19 protein-coding genes are annotated in these 18,095 nt (G+C 50.2%); 11 read left to right on the top strand and 8 right to left on the bottom strand.

What is annotated here, in order from left to right:
* Positions 1–90 precede the first annotated feature (90 nt).
* Both LOK74_RS14665 and lplT read left to right on the top strand, forming a co-directional pair.
* The gene (locus tag LOK74_RS14665; protein WP_230042778.1) at positions 91–2,220 is read left to right on the top strand and encodes an AMP-binding protein; all 2,130 of its coding nucleotides are present in this window, start codon (positions 91–93) and stop codon (positions 2,218–2,220) included.
* The gene (lplT, locus tag LOK74_RS14660; RefSeq protein WP_230042777.1) at positions 2,201–3,400 is read left to right on the top strand and encodes a lysophospholipid transporter LplT; all 1,200 of its coding nucleotides are present in this window, start codon (positions 2,201–2,203) and stop codon (positions 3,398–3,400) included. The genes LOK74_RS14665 and lplT overlap by 20 nt, the downstream gene beginning before the upstream one ends.
* 50 nt (positions 3,401–3,450) lie before the next feature.
* On the opposite strand, the gene LOK74_RS14655 is transcribed toward lplT, so the two are convergent.
* The 3 genes from LOK74_RS14655 to LOK74_RS14645 all read right to left on the bottom strand — a co-directional run bounded on the left by LOK74_RS14655 (position 3,451) and on the right by LOK74_RS14645 (position 4,929).
* A complete protein-coding gene (locus LOK74_RS14655) occupies positions 3,451–4,074 on the bottom strand; it encodes a hypothetical protein (protein ID WP_230042776.1) in 624 nt (207 codons plus the stop codon).
* A 153-nt stretch (positions 4,075–4,227) separates the two neighbouring features.
* Positions 4,228–4,431, bottom strand: a complete 204-nt coding sequence (locus LOK74_RS14650) for a hypothetical protein (RefSeq protein ID WP_230042775.1) — start codon at positions 4,429–4,431, stop codon at positions 4,228–4,230.
* 219 nt (positions 4,432–4,650) lie between these two features.
* Positions 4,651–4,929 (bottom strand): spore germination protein, encoded by a 279-nt coding sequence (locus LOK74_RS14645; RefSeq protein WP_230042774.1) that lies wholly within the window; start codon positions 4,927–4,929, stop codon positions 4,651–4,653.
* Between the two features lie 493 nt (positions 4,930–5,422).
* On the opposite strand from LOK74_RS14645, the gene LOK74_RS14640 reads away from it, so the two are divergent.
* The 3 genes from LOK74_RS14640 (at position 5,423) to LOK74_RS14630 (ending at position 6,884) form a co-directional block, all read left to right on the top strand.
* Positions 5,423–5,620 (top strand): hypothetical protein, encoded by a 198-nt coding sequence (locus LOK74_RS14640; RefSeq protein ID WP_230042773.1) that lies wholly within the window; start codon positions 5,423–5,425, stop codon positions 5,618–5,620.
* 57 nt (positions 5,621–5,677) lie between these two features.
* Positions 5,678–5,926 (top strand): phosphotransferase, encoded by a 249-nt coding sequence (locus LOK74_RS14635; RefSeq protein ID WP_230042772.1) that lies wholly within the window; start codon positions 5,678–5,680, stop codon positions 5,924–5,926.
* A gap of 139 nt (positions 5,927–6,065) precedes the next feature.
* Complete coding sequence (locus LOK74_RS14630; protein ID WP_230042771.1) at positions 6,066–6,884, top strand: thermonuclease family protein; 819 nt, start codon at positions 6,066–6,068, stop codon at positions 6,882–6,884.
* 51 nt (positions 6,885–6,935) lie between these two features.
* Here the strand turns inward: LOK74_RS14630 and LOK74_RS14625 are convergent, their stop codons facing one another.
* Positions 6,936–8,291, bottom strand: a complete 1,356-nt coding sequence (locus tag LOK74_RS14625) for an aminotransferase-like domain-containing protein (RefSeq protein ID WP_230042770.1) — start codon at positions 8,289–8,291, stop codon at positions 6,936–6,938.
* A gap of 163 nt (positions 8,292–8,454) precedes the next feature.
* Here LOK74_RS14625 and LOK74_RS14620 point away from each other — a divergent pair, with 163 nt between their 5' ends.
* From LOK74_RS14620 to LOK74_RS14595, 6 genes are all read left to right on the top strand, one after another.
* Complete coding sequence (locus LOK74_RS14620) at positions 8,455–9,435, top strand: DMT family transporter (protein WP_230042769.1); 981 nt, start codon at positions 8,455–8,457, stop codon at positions 9,433–9,435.
* Positions 9,436–9,491: 56 nt separating this feature from the next.
* Entirely contained in the window at positions 9,492–10,283 is a 792-nt protein-coding gene (locus tag LOK74_RS14615) for an arylamine N-acetyltransferase family protein (protein ID WP_230042768.1), read from the top strand.
* A 121-nt stretch (positions 10,284–10,404) separates the two neighbouring features.
* A complete protein-coding gene (locus LOK74_RS14610; RefSeq protein WP_230042767.1) occupies positions 10,405–11,082 on the top strand; it encodes a glucosaminidase domain-containing protein in 678 nt (225 codons plus the stop codon).
* A gap of 545 nt (positions 11,083–11,627) precedes the next feature.
* Positions 11,628–13,013, top strand: a complete 1,386-nt coding sequence (locus tag LOK74_RS14605) for a M28 family peptidase (protein WP_230042766.1) — start codon at positions 11,628–11,630, stop codon at positions 13,011–13,013.
* Positions 13,014–13,170: 157 nt separating this feature from the next.
* The gene (locus LOK74_RS14600; RefSeq protein WP_230042765.1) at positions 13,171–13,758 is read left to right on the top strand and encodes an RNA polymerase sigma factor; all 588 of its coding nucleotides are present in this window, start codon (positions 13,171–13,173) and stop codon (positions 13,756–13,758) included.
* Positions 13,721–14,656 carry a DUF4367 domain-containing protein gene (locus LOK74_RS14595; RefSeq protein ID WP_230042764.1) on the top strand — a complete coding sequence of 312 codons (936 nt, stop codon included), beginning with the start codon at positions 13,721–13,723 and terminating at the stop codon, positions 14,654–14,656. Before LOK74_RS14600 ends, LOK74_RS14595 begins: the two co-directional genes overlap by 38 nt.
* An 83-nt stretch (positions 14,657–14,739) precedes the next feature.
* Here LOK74_RS14595 and LOK74_RS14590 read toward each other — a convergent pair whose 3' ends face one another.
* Genes LOK74_RS14590 through nikB form a run of 4 tightly spaced genes read right to left on the bottom strand, consistent with a single transcriptional unit; the run spans position 14,740 to position 18,091 of the window.
* The gene (locus LOK74_RS14590; RefSeq protein WP_230042763.1) at positions 14,740–15,585 is read right to left on the bottom strand and encodes an ABC transporter ATP-binding protein; all 846 of its coding nucleotides are present in this window, start codon (positions 15,583–15,585) and stop codon (positions 14,740–14,742) included.
* Complete coding sequence (locus LOK74_RS14585) at positions 15,582–16,304, bottom strand: ATP-binding cassette domain-containing protein (protein WP_230042762.1); 723 nt, start codon at positions 16,302–16,304, stop codon at positions 15,582–15,584. Before LOK74_RS14585 ends, LOK74_RS14590 begins: the two co-directional genes overlap by 4 nt.
* Positions 16,301–17,134: a nickel transporter permease gene (gene nikC, locus LOK74_RS14580; protein WP_230047012.1), complete on the bottom strand. Its 834-nt coding sequence runs from the start codon at positions 17,132–17,134 to the stop codon at positions 16,301–16,303. Before nikC ends, LOK74_RS14585 begins: the two co-directional genes overlap by 4 nt.
* 27 nt (positions 17,135–17,161) lie before the next feature.
* Entirely contained in the window at positions 17,162–18,091 is a 930-nt protein-coding gene (gene nikB, locus LOK74_RS14575) for a nickel ABC transporter permease (RefSeq protein WP_230042761.1), read from the bottom strand.
* Between the last annotated feature and the right edge of the window lie 4 nt (positions 18,092–18,095).

Genomic DNA, 18,095 nt, shown 5'->3' with positions numbered 1-18,095 from the left:
AAAAAAAGTTGGTACTTTTTAAAAAACGGCCACGCCTTAGAATGGTAACTAACAAAGCTCATCATTCTGAAGGAAAAGGTGTGGTCTTATATGTTTATCTTACATGCCTTCGTAAGACTGTTGTGCAAGTTGATGTTTTGCGTACGTCTGCAGGGATTGGAGAAAATCGATTTCTCCCAACCTGCGTTGATCATCCCCAACCATGTGTCGCTGCTGGACGCTGTTTTGCTGTCAGCCTACCTGCCCAAGTCAGCGACATTCGTCGCCAATACGGACATCGCCAAGCGGTTCGCCTTTCTGCTCCGCTATCGCAAACACATCACGGTGGATCCACTCAACCCGTATTCGATGAGAAGGATGCTGCGTGTGGTCAAGGAGGGAGAATCGCTGGTGATTTTCCCGGAGGGACGGATCACGACGACAGGCGGACTGATGAAGATTTACAGTGGTGTCGGCTATATTGCGATGCGGACTGGCGTCACTGTCTATCCGGTAACGATTCTCGGTCTGGAACGATCCGTTTTTTCCTATCTGAAAGATAAAGTGAGGCAGTCCTGGTTCCCCCAGGTGACCGTAGCCGTCGGTTCACCGTTTACGCTGCAGAGGGACCCCAACCGCTCGATGAGGGAGCAGAAGGCAGAGGCCAGCGACTTCATCCTGCGGATCATGCAGCAGGAGCTGTTCCAGGCCCGGATGAAGACGGGAGTCAATCTGTTTAACGAGGCGCTGCAGGCGGCCAGGATGCACGGGGCCAATCTGGAGATCTGCAAGGATCTCACTACTGCCGTGACTTACCGTAAGCTGCTGATCGCCAGCTATGTACTGGGTAGAAAACTGAATCCACTGCTGCCCGCCAACCAGAACGTAGGCGTACTGCTGCCTACCTCAATCGGTCATGCAACGCTGTTGTTTTCTCTGTTCCGAATCGGCAAGACGCCGGCTATCCTGAACTTCTCGCTCGGTGTACGAACACTGCTGGACTGCTGTGAGACGGCTGGAATCTACACCATTCTCACCTCCCGGGTATTCGTCGAGAAAGGGAAGCTGGAGTCCTTGATCGCCGGACTGCAGGAGAAAGTCTCGATCATCTATCTGGAAGATATCCGTGAGAGCGTCACGCTGGGGGATAAACTGACGGGGCTTGGTCTCTATCTGATCGGAAAACAGTCCAAGGCCAAGAACAACGAACTGATACTATTCACTTCCGGCAGCGAGAGCAAGCCGAAAGGTGTGGTGTTGACCCACCAGAATCTCTATGCCAATATCCAGCAAGTTCGCAGCGTGATTGACTTTACGTCCCGCGACAAAATCTTCAACGCGCTGCCGATGTTTCACAGCTTTGGACTGACGGCCGGTACGTTTTTGCCGATCTTGACCGGTGTTCCTGTCTACCTGTATCCGAGTCCGCTTCACTATAAAGTGATTGCAGAGCTCTGCTACGACCAAAATGTGACCATCATGTTTGGAACCTCCACTTTCCTGGCTGGTTATGGCAAACATGCGCATTCCTACAACTTTTACTCGTTGCGGTATGTGTTTGCAGGGGCTGAAAAGCTGAAGGAGGATGTTCGCCAACTGTGGCAGGAGAAGTTTGGCGTCCGCATTTTTGAAGGGTATGGAGCGACGGAGACTTCACCGATTCTCTCGCTGAATACGCCGCTTTGCAATCGACAGGGAACAGTGGGACGTCTTCTTCCTGGCATTGAGCATCGGTTGGAGCCGGTTGAGGGGATTGCGGCGGGCGGCCACCTGGTCGTACGCGGTCCCAATGTGATGAAAGGTTATCTGATGCACGGCAAAGGGTTCATCCCCGTTGAAGAATGGTACCAAACAGGTGATCTGGTTGAGACGGATCACGATGGATACGTGACGATCCAGTCGCGGCTGAAACGGTTTGCCAAAATCGGCGGAGAGATGATCTCGCTCAATCTGGTAGAGGAACTGGCGGTTCAGTGTTATGGTCATTCTGAATTCGCGGCTGTTGCGATTAGTGATCGACGCAAGGGAGAGCGAATCATTCTCTACACCACTGATCCTGCCGCCCAACTGGTTGCTCTGCGGCGCTATATCACAGAAAACGGATACTCTCCCTTGCTGCAGCCGCAGTCGATCCGGGTCGTTCCCCAACTGCCCCTCTTGGGAAGTGGAAAAACCGATTATGTCAGCCTAAAACAGATGGCGGAGAGAGGAGACCAAGCACATGCGCCAACTACGGCTTAAGCCATTGCCCGCCCTTTATATCACCCAGTTTCTGTCTGCTTTTGCCGACAACATGATCTTGTTTGTCATCGCCAACCTGCTGACCGATAACGGTTTTTCTCCAGCGGCACTGGCACTCGTCTCCATCGCTTTTTTCCTGCCTTATCTCGTCCTGGCACCGGTAGTCGGACCGTTTGCCGATAAATACCCGAAGACACTGGTTCTGGTGATCGGCAACCTGATCAAAGTGCTGGGGGTGCTGTTGCTGATCTTGATCGATCAGAGCAACATTCTGCTGCTGATGTTGTGCTATTTCACCGTAGGTGTGGGGGCGGTCGTCTACTCGCCTGCCAAGTACGGGATTCTGCCTGAATTGACCGGGAACGAAGACGAATTGTTTCATGCCAACGCCCGCATCGAAGCGTACACGATCATCGCCATCCTGACTGGTATCGGCGGTGGCGGTGCAATAGCGGCGATGACGCCGGCGATCACTTCTTCCCTGATCTGTTTGGCGCTGTATCTCTTGTCTGTGTTGATGACCTTTTTCATTCCGCGGATCGGCGGGGACTCGTCGATCCGTTATGGAAGAGAGGCATGGAATTTCGTCGATCATCTCCAGCAGTTGTTCCGAGAACCAGCGACGAAGTTCTGTCTGATTGGAACGGGGGCTTTCTGGATGAGTTCGGCGGTGCTGCGGATAGCGGTCCTGGCCTGGATTCCCATCTCGCTAGGCTTTGATCCCAAGGACTTCTCCGTCTCCCTCATCCTGGCCACCACCTCTCTTGGCATTATTGCTGGTGCGTTTCTGTCGACCCGGATGATTCCGCTGAGCCGCTTTTACCGTTCTGTCATCTACGGGTTTGGGATGATGGTCTTGATTCTGCTGTTTCCGCACTTCCATCTGACCAGCATCGCTGTACTTTTCCTGCTGGCCGTCGGCTTTCTCGGCGGAGTGTTTATCGTACCGATGAATACGGTGTTGCAAGAGGAAGGAAAGCGGATGATCGGTTCCGGCAAGACGATCGCGGTCCAAAACTTTGTCGAAAACTTCCTGATGATGGTCGGTTCCGGTTTCTACTATGTGGTGGTCTACCTGGGGTTGTCGGTTTCCGCCGCGATCATGGTGCAGGGACTTTTGCTGCTCGCATTCTTGCTCTACCTGAACAGGGTGAAGCGGCAGGTGGCTGCGGCGGCGTAAGCTTGCAGGAAAGGGGCAACCAAATGAACCAGCATGACAGAGAATAACGATCAGTTGTCCCCTCTTTTCTCAACCTTTATCTTGAGTAAAAGAACCGTCTTGTCTTCCTGGATCATCTGCTTGATCTCCTCTTCTTTCGTGAGATCGTAGGTATGGAGCTGATTCTCCGCTTCACGGTAGACAGCGAGCAGCTTTGTCTCCCCTGATTGCAAGCTGATTTTTTCGTCACCGATGGCGTAATCCCAGTTGCTGACGCCTTCACCACTGAGAATATCTGCTGGTTGAACGGGGGCCATAGTGATTCCATGTGCGTAGAGCAAGAACATCTCCTTATCCTCGGCAGCCTTGATGATTCCCCAGCCCATCTGGCCTGTTTCAGATTGGTTGGGGCTGTTGCCGTAGGAGAGTTCAGCCAAGGGAGACTGCTCCACCAGTTTCCCCTCCCTGTATCCTTCCACCCAGATTCTGACCCAACTGCTGTCGGCGTACGGCAGTTCCAATGTATAGTCGAAGAGTGTTCCTAGGTGCAATTCTTTAAATGTTTTCTCATACGTACTGTCCGGACTTGCGGAGACGTAGGCAACAGCAGGATTCGTTCCATATTCAGACTGACAGCCGGCGGCAGAGATGATCAGCAGAGCGAGAGAAACGAGAGAGAACGCTTTCTTCCACAATGATTGCAACCTCCAAATCATGTTTGTTATTTCTTTTACGCTATGGTCAGCAGATCCGTTTCAGCACAGCTTGCTGCGGATCAAGGTACAAGGGACAGAAGCTACAAGAAAGCCCCCTATCAAAAAGGGGGGTGAAAATGATGCGGCATGATCTTATTTGGCAAACGTCATAAGGTAACTGTGACTTTTTAACAATTGATGGATTACATTTCGCTGTTGTTGTGTTAGTGCATAGAATACAAAGTCAATTTGATCATTTTCACTCGGCAGGACAACAAACTTGGTGATGCCATGAAAAATTATCTCTCTTTCTAGCTCCACTCCAATGCTGGCATCAACACGCAGGATGACCTTCATACAGGTATGCCTCCTTGACCACACTATAGCGTAACAAAATTTTGGAGGATTAAGGTGAAAAAATAGGGGGAAATCTTGTCAAAATTGTTACGAACATTGGAAAGAGCGGCTGACCTTACCGCTTAGCGATGAGATGGGAAGTTCTAATGATGTATTTCCCCGATTGCTGAATGGGAAATACTCCTGTTGCCGATTTATCACTGTTTCTGTCTCTGTGGGTTAAATGTTGCGGGACCGAGGGCCGTACACGTCAACAAGCCAGACCCGATTGTTGTGGAAGATAGCCGCCTTGCCGTCCAATATTCCTTGGACCAACTCTCTGCTGTCAAACACCTCTGTATAGTGACTGCGTGCAAGCAACTGCTCCACTTCGTTCGCTTTTACATTGGAGAGAGGTGTGAGGACATCCCGCTCAAACTCGTCCTTCCCTACAAGATGAGCAAAATAGACCAGATCGGTTTGAATCCGGGCAAGCTCCTCTGCTGCAGATCGGAACAATTCTGGAATGTCTCCAACGCGTTACCATACGGGTCCATTGCTAATCGAAAAATGTACCGTGCGGCTTTCATTCCATGAGAGGGAATGAGTTGGCTTTAATACTGGCGTTCGTGAGGAGATGGGTGATCGGTAACGGAAAAAATTAGACAGCACCATAAAGGTGTGCTATAATTAACTGTCTCTTTGAATGAATTCGATCCTCTTTTGTTTTCCGATTCACTTGGCGCGGTCATCGGAGCCGCAAGGATGAAAGAGAGGAAGGGCTTTCGTTGTTTTGGTTTTCAAAAGTGTTGCTTTTTGGCTATATATGACTCACCCTGAGTTTTTCCACGCTAAAAAAGGAACGGCTTCATTCAAAAGAGTGAAGGCGACGACATAAGCAAAAAGATAGTTGCATGTTATATTCGCCTGACTAAACTGCCTGATAAGGGCAGTTTTTTCTCATGTTGCACCATGGGGTACCGATAGGCAGAATACGATGGAGGGGTTAGCCGTGACACAGCCTTGGTCGCCGGAGCGAGTGGTATCTGAAAAACTTGCCTTCCAGCTCATCGAAGATCAGTTCCCGCGATTGGCACCGGTTGAACTGTCGGAGTTCGGAAAAGGTCGGCCAACTCCGCACTACCCGTGGCCGTTTACCGGATACACCTTGGTATCGGGAGAGATGCCTGGCAGGTTGACGACCGCTTAACGTCGGTAGGCAGTCGAGCCGCTCGCCGCTTTCCTGCAGAGATTGCACCACTTTCCCGTGGAGGAAGCTGAGAGAGCAGTTGTTGCTCGCGATCAGCTGCAGCGACTGGATGTGGCGAAGCAGAAGCCGAAACTGGAGGCAAATATAGAAAAGATGATGGCACATGGACTGTGGCCACGAGACAGACGTCTATCACAGTTCCTCGCTTCGCTGCAGCCCGTCGAAGCTGATGCGAGATTGGCCGTCGTACATGGCGACCTACATATTCGAAATGTACTGGTAGACGAGCAAGGTCTCAGAGACTAGTATCCGCTCACAGGAGAGCCTGCACTTGGCCTTGACGGAAGAGGAGTAAAAGAGGAACATCTGCGAGCAGAAGAGCACGTTTTTAGCGGACCACATGATACATGACAGAAGTGGGGAAAGAGAAGAGGTGGGACTCAGCATGAATCGCATAAACTTGGTGAGATGGGTAATTGGCATCGCAGTCTGTATTACTCTCATCGGCTGTAGTTCAGCAGCAGAGTATCGATCGGAAGCAGGATCTGAGGCGACTGGTGGCACAGAGACTCGTCCTGCCGGGTTGGCTGCAATAGTGACCAAGGTAGTAGATGGCGACACGATCAAGGTAGAGATCAATGGCAAAGAAGAGACGGTTCGCTTGCTATTGATCGATACACCAGAGACCAATCACCCCAGGCTCGGCCAACAGCCGTTTGGCAAAGAAGCAAAAGAATTCGTAACGGAAATCCTGACCGACAAAACCGTAGAGCTTGAGCAGGATGTGACGAATGGACCAGACAAGTATGGAAGGCTGCTTTACTATGTGTATGTGGATGGTGAGCCCGTGCAAGAGATGCTGCTGCAGCAAGGCTTGGCCCGAGTCGCTTATGTATACGTGCCAAATGTAAAATACGTAGACAAATACCGGGAGCTGCAAAAGCAGGCGCAGGAAGCTGCCGTCGGGATCTGGTCGATCGAAAATTACGCACAGGAAGATGGCTATCATGCGGAAATCGCAGGAGCGAGAACAGGGCTCCAGAACGGGCAGAACGCCACATCAGGAGACGCGAAACCTGATGCAGAGCAGCAGGGGGATGCGGACAGAGCACGTTTGCGCTATGATCCATCCGGACCGGATCGTGATTGCAGTGACTTCTCGTCCCATGAGGAAGCGCAGGCCTTCTATGAGGCGGCAGTCGGGCCAAAGAGCGATCCGCATCGCCTGGATCGGGATGGGGACGGCTTGGCTTGTGAAAAATAAAGCAGTGAATAAGCGAAAAGGAGGGGCCTCTTCCGGTTGGAAGAGGCTTTTTCAATCAGGACTGGAAAACGACCTGCTCCGCTTCACTTCCTCCACGATCACCTTTACTCCCTGCTCGATTTGCTCCGGCTGCGCCCGTGAAATACTGATCCGCAAAAACTTCTCCCGCTCCAGGTAATCCGATAAATAGAACTGCTTTCCGGATACAACGGTGACCTGCCTCTCTGCAAGCCGCTTGGTCAGGCGCTCCAGGTTAACTGTCGGCGGCAGCATGAACGGCATATACACACCGGAGCTGACACCCGATATTTCGATCAAACTGGCATCGTTATGCCGCTGTACGGCCTCATGCAGAGCTCGCATTCGTTTTGCGTATTGTCTGCTTATTTTACGCTTGTGCCGCTCGTACATGCCATTTTTGATGTACACGTCGAGAGCGGCTTGGGATAACAGAGAGGTGTCGACGTATCGTTTGTATGCGTAAAAGGTTTCCAACAATGGTTCCGGCAACACGGCGGCGCCCAAACGCAAGCCGGGGAAGATGATCTTAGAGAAGCTTTTCAGATATACGACGTGCGACGTTCTGCTGTACGCATATATGGGATCAAAACTCCGTTCTTCGCCCAGATCGGCCATATAATCATCCTCCACGATGTACACGTTGTACTTGCTTGCCAAACGTGCGATCGCTTTCCGTTCTTCCTCGCTATACGAGGTGCCCAGCGGGTTGTGGTACCTCGACATGGTGTAAAAAAATTTAATTCTGCCGTGTTTGAACTTTTCCTCCAATTCCTGCAAATCAATCCCTGTCGTGGAACGGGCGATTCCGCACACAGGTATGCCCTCAGCCTCAAGAAAACGCAAATAAATATCGTAGCTGGGCTGTTCGACCAAGATGACCGATTTGCCGTTTGGAAACGGCATTTTCGCCAGTATTTCCAACGACTGCTGTACGCTCGACGTAATCACGACTCGCTCCGCTTTTGTAAACACTTGATCGCCGGCCAAATGAGTAACAAGCGTATGGCGCAGCTGTTCCAGCCCTGTCGCATCACCATAGGTAAACAGCTGATATTTGTAGGTGTCGATCGCCTTGTTCAAACAATGCTGGAAGTCCAAATAGGGAAACACGTTTACATCTGGCGAGGCCGAAGAAAAATCGATCATGCTGCCTGTTTGCCTAACTGGCGGCTCTCCTTGTTTTTCGACCACGTAATAACCGCTTTGTGCTATCGAATATATGGCGTGGCGCTTCTCCAGTTCCGCGTATGCCCGGATGATCGTACTGATGCTGCATCTGTAAGACTTGGCAGCGTTGCGTACAGAAGGCAGCTTTTGACCCGCACGGTATTGCCCTTCCTGGATTTTTTGTTCCAGGTCGGAAAGGATGGATAAGTATTTTTTCACGCCGCTCCCTCCTCATGTTCTCTGATCATTATATAAGAGGCGGCCAACTGTATCGATACACTTTTCATAAAACGAGATTGTTCCGCTCTGCATATAGTCGTACAGTTCAAGTAACGGGGAAATGTTCGCGAACGACAATCCCGACGATTGAAGAGAGGTGGACATGATCATCAACCCAAAAGGACTGACACTTGCTTATCTATCTGCAGTGTTGAACGCAGCGATTATCGGATTTTCTTTTTTGTTTACCAAAATGGCGCTCGAACATGCCCAGCCGATTGACACGCTCACGTACCGCTTTGCTGTTTCGTTCGTGGTCATGTCGATCCCGGTTCTGCTCGGTCGTGTCTCATTAAACTACCGTGGCAAACCATTATATAAAGCGTTTCTGCTGGCAACGATGTACCCGCTCGGATTCTTCATGCTGCAAACGATTGGGCTGCAGCACGCCACCTCTTCAGAGGGAGGGATCTTGTACGCCTTCACACCGGTCTTGACCACCTTGCTTGCTTTCATATTTTTGAGAGAATCGATAACCGTCCCGCAGATGCTGTCGATTCTGCTCTCGATATTCGGTGTTGTGTTTATCTTTCTGATGAAGGGAAGCGGCATCGATTTGCCGAACATGACGGGAGTCTTTCTGTTGTTCTTATCGTGCCTGGCGATTGCCGGATACAGCGTTTTGGCCCGGTCGCTCCTGAGAACTTACCGTCCCATGGAAATCACATACTTGATGCTGGGCATCGGGTTCGTCACGTTTCTGGTTATATCGCTCACCGATCATGTGACCGCAGACACGCTTGATCATTTTGTTGCACCGCTGGCAAGCGGCACCTTTATCGTGTCGATCCTCTACCTTGGGCTGATGGCTTCACTGGTCACAGCGCTGACGGCAAATTACACCTTGTCCAAAATAGAGGCTTCCAAAATGAGTGTGTTCAGCAATCTGTCCACAGTCGTCTCGATCGCGGCTGGGGCGATGTTACTCGGAGAAGAGATCATGGGGTATCATCTCATCGGTTCGGCGCTGATAATAGCAGGGGTGATAGGAACAAATCGTTTGGGACGAAAAAAAGCAGAGGCGCGCATCTCCGATGAGAGACCATCATACGGTACCATTTCTGATCATGCGGTGAGGGAATAATCGCCTCAGCGATAGGAGTTGTCACTTGAAAAACATATTGTTAGGAGGCAGGATGAATGAGTAAGTTGAATGCTTTATTTCGCGAGAGAATCGGTCTGCCGCAAGACGAACCGATTACGTTTGATGACTTGGAAAACGTGCTTGAAAAAACGGCCAAGGCGATTCCTTTTGAAAATCTATGCATCATAGAGAAAAGAACGCGTGCGATTACCAAAGAAAGCTTAATAGACAAAATACTTGTTAAAAACGAAGGTGGACTATGCTATGAGTTAAACGCTATTCTCTACCTTTTCTTGCTGGAAAACGGGTTCGATGCAGTCCTAACACGTGGACGCGTTTACCAGCATGATCTGCAAGCTTATCACACAGTTGGCAGAACCCATGTCACCATTCTGCTTACTCACGAAGAACAGACGTATGTAGTCGATACGGGTTTTGGTGGGAATCTGCCCTTAAAACCTGTCCCTTTAAGCGGGGAAACCGTTGCCTCCAGCAATGGAGACTTCCGGATCATAAAAGGGAAGGGCGAACATGGAGACTATGTTCTGGAAATGAAACTGAAACATAAGGATACGGATTGGAAGATAGGATATGCTTTTGATTCTAAACAGGTTATCACCGATGTATCGGAATGTAATGCCGTTCAAACAATCATTGTTGAACACCAAGAATCTCCCTTTAACAAACATCCGTTGGCCACAAGACTGACAGATGGGGGAAGTGTAACCGTGACAAACAGCTCATTTACCCAATGGAGGGATGGAACCGTTGCAAAGGAGAAAATCGATCACGGGAGGTTCAAAGAGCTGTTGAAACAGCATTTTGGGCTGCAGATCATCTCGTCTTAACAGTGGTTGGCTGTCGTTTGTACAAAGTGAGCCTCTAACCCGTGGTCAAGCAAGATTTCCCCGCATAGGATGGAAGTAGCCGATCGGCTGATAGATATGTTCATCATAAGGGGTGAGGCAGATGTCTACGGGGACAGCAATTGCCGGACCCGCTCTGGCAACGGTGGAGCAGGCCCGGCAGTGGGCGCAAAGCAGAAGTGCAGCTCAAGCGTTCATTGAGGTGGCTGCGATTTACTGGAGGCTGGGCACCGACATCGGCATTCGGCCGGAGGTTGCCTACGCCCAATCGGCCAAGGAAACAGCCTTTGGGCGATTTGGGGGTGTGGTGGACCGTTCGTTCCACAACTGGTGTGGTTTAAAAACGACTGAGGGAGGCAGCAGCAGCGATCCGAATGCACATGCCAGGTTTCCCGATGATGAGACCGGAGTGTTGGCACATATGCAGCACCTAGCTCTATACGCTGGCGTCGAGGTTACCGGACCGATTGTCGATCCGCGTCATTTCTCCTTCTTGCGAGGGACGGCCGAGACGGTGGAAGCCCTCGGCGGCAAGTGGGCGCCATCGGCGGATTATGGACAATCGATTGTTCGGGATTATCTGACCGGCTTGTTGGCTACGCAAGTGCCAGCACCGCCTGCTGACAACCGGCACTGGGCTCAACAAGCACACGATGAACTGCGGGCAGCCGGTTATCTGCTCAATGACCACAGCCAGTCGTTGGATGCACCTGCCACAGAAGGAATGGTGATTGAGCTTGTCAATCGGCTGAGAAAAGCGATTGGCGCTCCTGACATTTGATGCTGGTTCATACGATGATTAAAAAAGTTGACTGATCTCGGCAACATGCTATGGAAACAGCAATTCAGCAACAATTGGCTGCCTTCCGCCATGCTATTGTTCACTGAACCGAATGGTTGAGACATTTACAATGAGAGGAACGGATGGGAAAGAGTTGATTTCTGTTCCTCTCTTTTATCTTGTTGATTGTGTCTTGGCAGTACCTCTATCAGCAAACAGTAAACAATCCGTCATAAAAAGCGATATGGACAGCTTTTTTCTTCTGTATCCATACCTCTTTTTCGTACTGGTCTACTTGCTCGCTGTTCTGGTGCGGAAGACAACTGTTTTATCGGTATTGCTCGGTTCTACACTCCCATGGCTCCTCTGGCAACACCAGCCAAGACGCTTTTCATCCCTATCATCTCTTCTTTTCAAACATACATAGTGTGCTGTTGTCATTAATTATCAAAATATATCGAAAATTAAAAATGGACAAGTTGTTGAATTTCTTTTACTATTTTTTGTGAGCAGTTTCAATTTTGTGGAAAAGCGAGGGGATCACGATGAGAAGAAAAGCACTTCTATCACTTTTGCTTACCGCTAGCCTTTGTTTCAGTACTGCCGCGGTATGGGCGGCACCGGAAAAAAATCTTACATCAGACCAGGCGTTTGATAACAAGATTGTCAAACGGATTAAGGTAGAGAACATTTACAATCACATTGCTGAACTTTCAAAGACTCCACGAGTTGCCGGCACTCCGGCTGAGGATCGGGCGGTGGAGTATATCAAACGAGAATTTGAATCATATGGTTATGATACAGATGTACAAGAGTTTGAGATATACACCTATACAGAGCCTGACCAGTTGGAATTGCATGTCGACGGCATAACGTTTGATCCCGCTCCAAGCAGCTTCCAATATGGCGTCAATGGAACGGTAACGGGGGAGTTAATTTATTGTGGGTTAGGAGCCGAGAGTGATTTTGAAGGAAAGGATGTTACAGGAAAGATCGCCCTGATCAAACGCGGCAGCTATACCTTCGCAACCAAGATCTTAAACGCTGCTGCGGCAGGAGCTTCTGCTGTGATTATTTACAACAATGCTGACGGTGTGATGAATGGAACGCTGGGTGGTCCCGATGATGGGTATGTTCCGTCGCTAGCCATCACCAACGAGCAAGGGGAAGCTCTGAAAACCCGCTTGGATGCTGGTGAGACCGTTACCGCCACCCTGATTGTGGAGGGAGCGGCGACAGACAAAGCGATGTCCCATAACGTAGTGGCCACCAAAAAGGCGACCCAAAAGTCGACCGGGGAACTGATACTGGTTGGTGCTCATCATGATTCCGTAGAGGGAGCGCCGGGAGCAAATGACGATGCGTCAGGCACAGCGACCGTTCTTGAGTTGGCACGTGTGTTTGCCAATGCTCCGACTGATACCGATATTCGGTTTGTCACCTTTGGGGCAGAGGAAAATGGGCTGTTGGGGTCGTATGAATACGTGGAGAGAATGACGGAAGAGGATTACGAGCGCACGGTGGGCATGTTCCAAATGGATATGGTTGGCAGCAAGGATGCCGGTCCCTTAATCATGTACACGGCTGACGGGGAGAAAAACATCGTCACCGATCTGGGAGCAGCAGCGGGCGCCCGTCTATCGGAAACAGGTGAAGCTACTCCTTATGGGATGGAAGGACGCAGCGATCATGTTCCATTTACTGAGGTGGGGATACCTGCTGCACTATTCATCCACGCGCCGGTAGAACCATGGTATCATTCTCCGGAAGACACCATAGACAAGATTAGTTTGGACAAATTAACAGAGGTATCCCACATTGTTGGGGCGGCCGTATATCAGGCGGCCCGCCCTGATACTCCGGCGTTAGGCAAGGCCAAGGTGGCGCCTAAAGAAGTGGATTATCATTTTGAAGAAAGAGAACTGGAGTAACTGCGGGTAAGCTTTGCCTGCACATGAAGGACACGCGAAGGACACGCATCATGCGTGTCCTTTGTTGTGTTTTTGGTGTACGATGAATAAATCTGTTTTTTTCCTGTCACGTTTCGGTGTAGTTGATTCGTTGTATAGGATGAAAGGGGTGATAGGAGTGGATGATACTGAGCTACGTCAGCTCGTTGCTGACGTACTGAGTGGTGATACCGAGAAGTTCGAGCATATCGTGCGAGAATACCAAAAATCAATCTTTCTGTATTGTTACCACATGCTTGGCGATTACGCTGAAGCAGAGGACTGCGCACAAGAGGTATTTCTGAAAGCATATCGCAACCTGGAAAAGTATAACCGGGATATCCCGTTTGGCGCTTGGTTGTACAAGATATCCTACAATCAATGTATTGATCTGATCCGTAAGCGAAAACTGGCGAAATATCTTCCCTTCTTCTATCGAGATGAGAAGGAAAACAAAGAGGTAGATCTGCAGATTGAAGCCAATTATTTCGATGAATTCGTACATCAGGCCATGTCCCGATTGTCAGCAGAAGAGCGGAATTTGATCATTTTACGCTGTGTTGAGGGCAAGAGTTATCAAGAAATCAGCCTCATCTTTCATCAAAGCAGCGCCAATCTGCGAAAAAAATACGAGCGTACGGCTGCAAAGTTCCGCAAGTACTATCTCCAAGCGAAGGGAGCGGATGGTGTTGGACAAGGACCAGGATTTGAAAGAACTTTTTCATAACGCACAGCTTCCCGAAGTTGACTTGACGGGAAGCGTGATGAGGAAGCTAAATGCCAATCAAAACAAAAAGGAGCGATTTACTGTGAAAAACAAAGTGGGTCTGTTGGTCGTAGCGGGAGTACTGTTGACGGTGTCATCTGGTTTTGCGATGTTTAAATATGGGTCGTTGCAAAATCAGCAGGGTGAAGTGGTGTATGAGGTAAAACCATCGAAAGAGTTGGAGCAGCCTCAATATCAAGAAGAAGACCTGAATCGCTTGGCGATGAGCTCACAATTGGCCGATGAGCTGCTGCAGGATGGTTCAGCGGCGATCTTTTACATCGTTCCAAACAACCCCAACCACCAATTAGAGACAGAAGTCAAATCAGAAGTCTTTACCGATGCGTCCGCCCTCCGGAGCAAATTGAAGGATGAGTCGGCTGCGATTATGGACAGTTTAAAAGAAGATTACAAGTTTACTTGGGCTAGGCTCACCTTTGATCCCGTCACGGAAGTGAATCCTCTAACTCCTAAAGAGCAAGCGGCGACAGCAGAAAAGCTGCGGAAGCAGGCGGAGGAATCGAACAAGGAGTACGCGATGATGCCGGTGGAACTCTCTGATGATCATTGGCGTATCCTGAGCACATACAAAAAAGGAGAGAGCGAGATCCAAGTTTTTGTCTCCAGATCTGATGAGCCAACTACGATCTATGCGCACGATGAATGGAACTGGAAATCGGAAAAGATCGATGTGAATGGAGTCGAAATGCTGTACACCGAATATGAAGGCGGGGGAAAAGGGATCGTATGGGTACATGAGATTGCGGGTACTGAGCAGCATCTGCAATACAATATCCAAGTAGGCAACGATATCAGCAAAGAGGGCTTGATCGAAATCGCCAAATCGTACCTGAAGTAACCGATTGGAGTGTTGAACGGAGCGGTTGGTCCGGGGGAGCCTCGGGCTCCCGCTCCGTTCCTGCTCCAATTCGCGTTTCGACTTCAACGTACCCCCGCCACGTCGATGTGAACCGGCTGCGGCTGCCGCGCATCTTCTTGTTCACCGGCGGACGAAACAAGATCGAGAGTTTGAAACAGCAGCTGCGAATAGGGATGGCGGAGTTGATGAACCTCGCCCTGAATAAACGTTTCTACGAGTTCTCCTTGATACATGACCGTGATGCGGTCACATAATTGCAGGGCAGATTGCAAATCATGCGTGATGAACAGATAAGCGATCTGCTCTGTTTCTTGGATGCGCTTGAGCATACGGGTGATCGAGGCTTGCGCTGGTTGGTCCAGGCTGGCGATCGATTCGTCAAAGATAATCAACTCCGGATGCACGGCGAGGGCTTTCGCCATGCAGACGCGTTGCTTCTGCCCCCCGCTTAATTGGTCTGGATATCTGGTTAAAAAGGAATGATCAAGCTCTACCAAATCCAGCAGTTCTCTACAGCGTGCCTCCCAATTGGCTGCTTCGGGGAAAAAATTGCGAATCGGCTCTTCCAGAAGCTCACCCACGCGCATGTTGGGATAGAGCGAAGCAGAGGAATCTTGCAGCACCAGCTGCATCCGCTTGTAAATCTGGCGTTCCTTGAGGCGCCTTTTGGTCAGCGCTTGTCCATCCAGAAGGATCTCGCCGGATGTGACAGGTTCCAGGTTCATGATCAGCTTGGCTAGCGTACTTTTCCCGCTCCCGCTTTCTCCCACCAACCCCAGGCTTTCACCTTTTTTCAGCGCCAGGTTTACCTGTTTGACTGCTTGCAGAGTCGGATGTGACCGAAACCACGGTCTTCTTGTACGTACTGGATATTCTTTTGTTACGTTGCGCAGCTCTAGCAAAATCATCGAACCATTCCACCTCGCTCCATTCGAATGATGCGATCGGCAAACCTCTGCACACTTTGCTGGTCGTGGGAAATCAGCAAAACCGTCAAGCCCAAATCGTGCTGCAGCCTTTTCAGAAGGGATAAAACCTTTTCTCGATTGATCATATCCAGCGCGGTTGTCGGCTCATCCGCAATGAGAATCTTGGGATGCAAACTAACCATCATCGCCAGCAACACGCGTTGGCGCATCCCCCCGCTTAATTCAAAGGGATAGGAAGCCAAAACAGAAGCAGGGTCGCGAAAGCCAACCTGCAGCAACAGCGAATGCAAGTATATGTCCCGTTCTTTTTTGCTGATCTTTCTCTTCTGTTGCAGGAGCGTTTCTACCATCTGCTTTTTGACAGTCTGAATAGGGTTTAACCCATGTAAGGAATCCTGTATCAGCAAGCCAATTTCTTCGCGTCGAAGCTTCTGCCTGCCCCTGCTGTCAAGATCGAGAATCTGTTTATCCTGATAACGGATACGACCATTGGTCACTCTCCATCCCGCTTCCAACAATCCAACGATGGCATGTGCGGTCAAGCTTTTCCCACACCCACTGGGGCCAGTAAGTGTGACCATCTCTCCCGGATACAACTGAAACGAAACATCTTGGACAATTGGCGTCCACTTTCCATCTTCCTGGCAGGAGATTTCCAACTGTTCAACACACAACAAAGATGGAGGCATGGTCCTCATGTCACACCTCTTGCGATATCGGCGGGTTCGCTTTTTCGATACCGTTCACTGATGAATTGGCAGCACAAAACAAAGAGCAAAATGGCCAATCCCGGAAAAATCATCACATGGGGAGCTAATTGAAAATATGCTGTGGCGTCATGCAGCATGACCCCCCATTCTGGCGTAGGCGGCTGAGGGCCTAATCCCAAAAAAGAAAGTCCGGCCATCATCAGGACGATTCGGCCCATATCCAATGCCCCAAAAATGCCGATTGGCGAAGCAATTTGCGGAAGAATATAACGCCACATGATCCGCAGGCGCGAATTCCCCGCCATCCGCGCTGACAGGATGTACTCTTCCTGGCACACTTTCTGCACAAGGCTGCGTATCAATCGAACATAACTCGCCCAGCGCACCATGATGATAGCCAAAATCAGATGTACAAGACTAGGCCCTAAAAGACCGACAATGGCGATCGTCAGCACAATATCGGGAATCGCCAGGGTACTGTCGATCATCCGCATCAAAAAACGATCGGCACGTCCGCGCAGGAACCCTGTCATCAGCCCGATGGGAAGACTAATCAGCAAGGTGAGGAGCATGATCAAAAACGCGGACGTCACGCTGATTCGGATCCCGTACAAGATCCGGGAGAACACGCAGCGTCCCAAGTGATCTGTGCCAAACGGGAAGTCCCAGGAGGGAGGAGATAACCGATTGGACAGTTGAATCGCCAAGGGATCGTGCGGAGAAATCGACGGCGCGAAAGCACCGATCAACATGATCAGAAAAAGCAAGCCAACGCCTGTCAAAAAGCCCTTATCTATGCCAGCCAAGTCGTTGCTCATGAAACGCATGAAATGGGTTACCTCCTCCTATCGAACCCGTAGTCGCGGGTCAACAAGCACAGAAATAAAATCAACGACTAGATGAATGATCACGAATAAGATCGAAGCGAAAATCACATAGCCTTGAATGACCGGATAATCCCGAAGCGAAATCGCCTTCATCACGTATTGCCCGATGCCTGGCCAGGAAAAGATCGACTCCACGATGACACTGCCGCCCAACATAAATGCGAAGCTCGTCCCTGCCATATTCACAATGGGCAGAATGGCATGTCGGAAGACTTGGGATAGAAAAATGCGGCTGTTTGAAAAGCCCCGTGCCTTTGACGCAATGACAAAACGTTGTTTCATCATCGCCAACATATTGGATCGCAACAGGCGGGCGTACACTGTACCCAATCCCAGCCCAAGTGTCAAAGCTGGCAAAACGAGATGTTTCCAGGTGCCGCGCCCCATGGAGGGCAGCCAGCCGTACTGGACGGAACAGACATAAATGAGCAAGAAGCCAAGCCAGAAGGAAGGCAGGGAAGAGCCTAACAGAGCGAGCGCTCTGCCCAAGCGGTCCAGCCAGCCACGAGCGTAAATCGCTGTAGAGATCCCGACAACCAACGTGACCGACATCATCACCAGCAGTCCGGCCGCGGCTAGTTCAATCGTGGCCGGCAGCCGTTTGAGCAGTTCTTCCAACACAGGTTCCCGAGAAACGTAAGACGTACCCCATTGCCAGGTAAACACATCCGTCATCCACTGTACATATTGACTGCCGAGCGAATCGGTTAATCCCAATTCTTTGCGCACGTGCTCCAATGCATCTTCGGACACAGGAACGCCAGTCGTTGTGAGCAAAAGGTAGGCGGGATCGCCGGGAGATAACCGCAACAAGAAAAAAGTAAGGCTGGAGACAAAAGCGATCACAAATAGCAACTGCGCGATATGCCTTGCCCAGAAGTGAATCATCCCG

The sequence above is a fragment of the Brevibacillus humidisoli genome (genome assembly GCF_020923435.1).
In the GTDB taxonomy this organism is placed as follows: Bacteria; Bacillota; Bacilli; order Brevibacillales; family Brevibacillaceae; genus Brevibacillus_E; species Brevibacillus_E humidisoli.
Note: the sequence above shows the minus strand (reverse complement) of the source record. Positions and strands in the feature narration are given on the sequence as shown.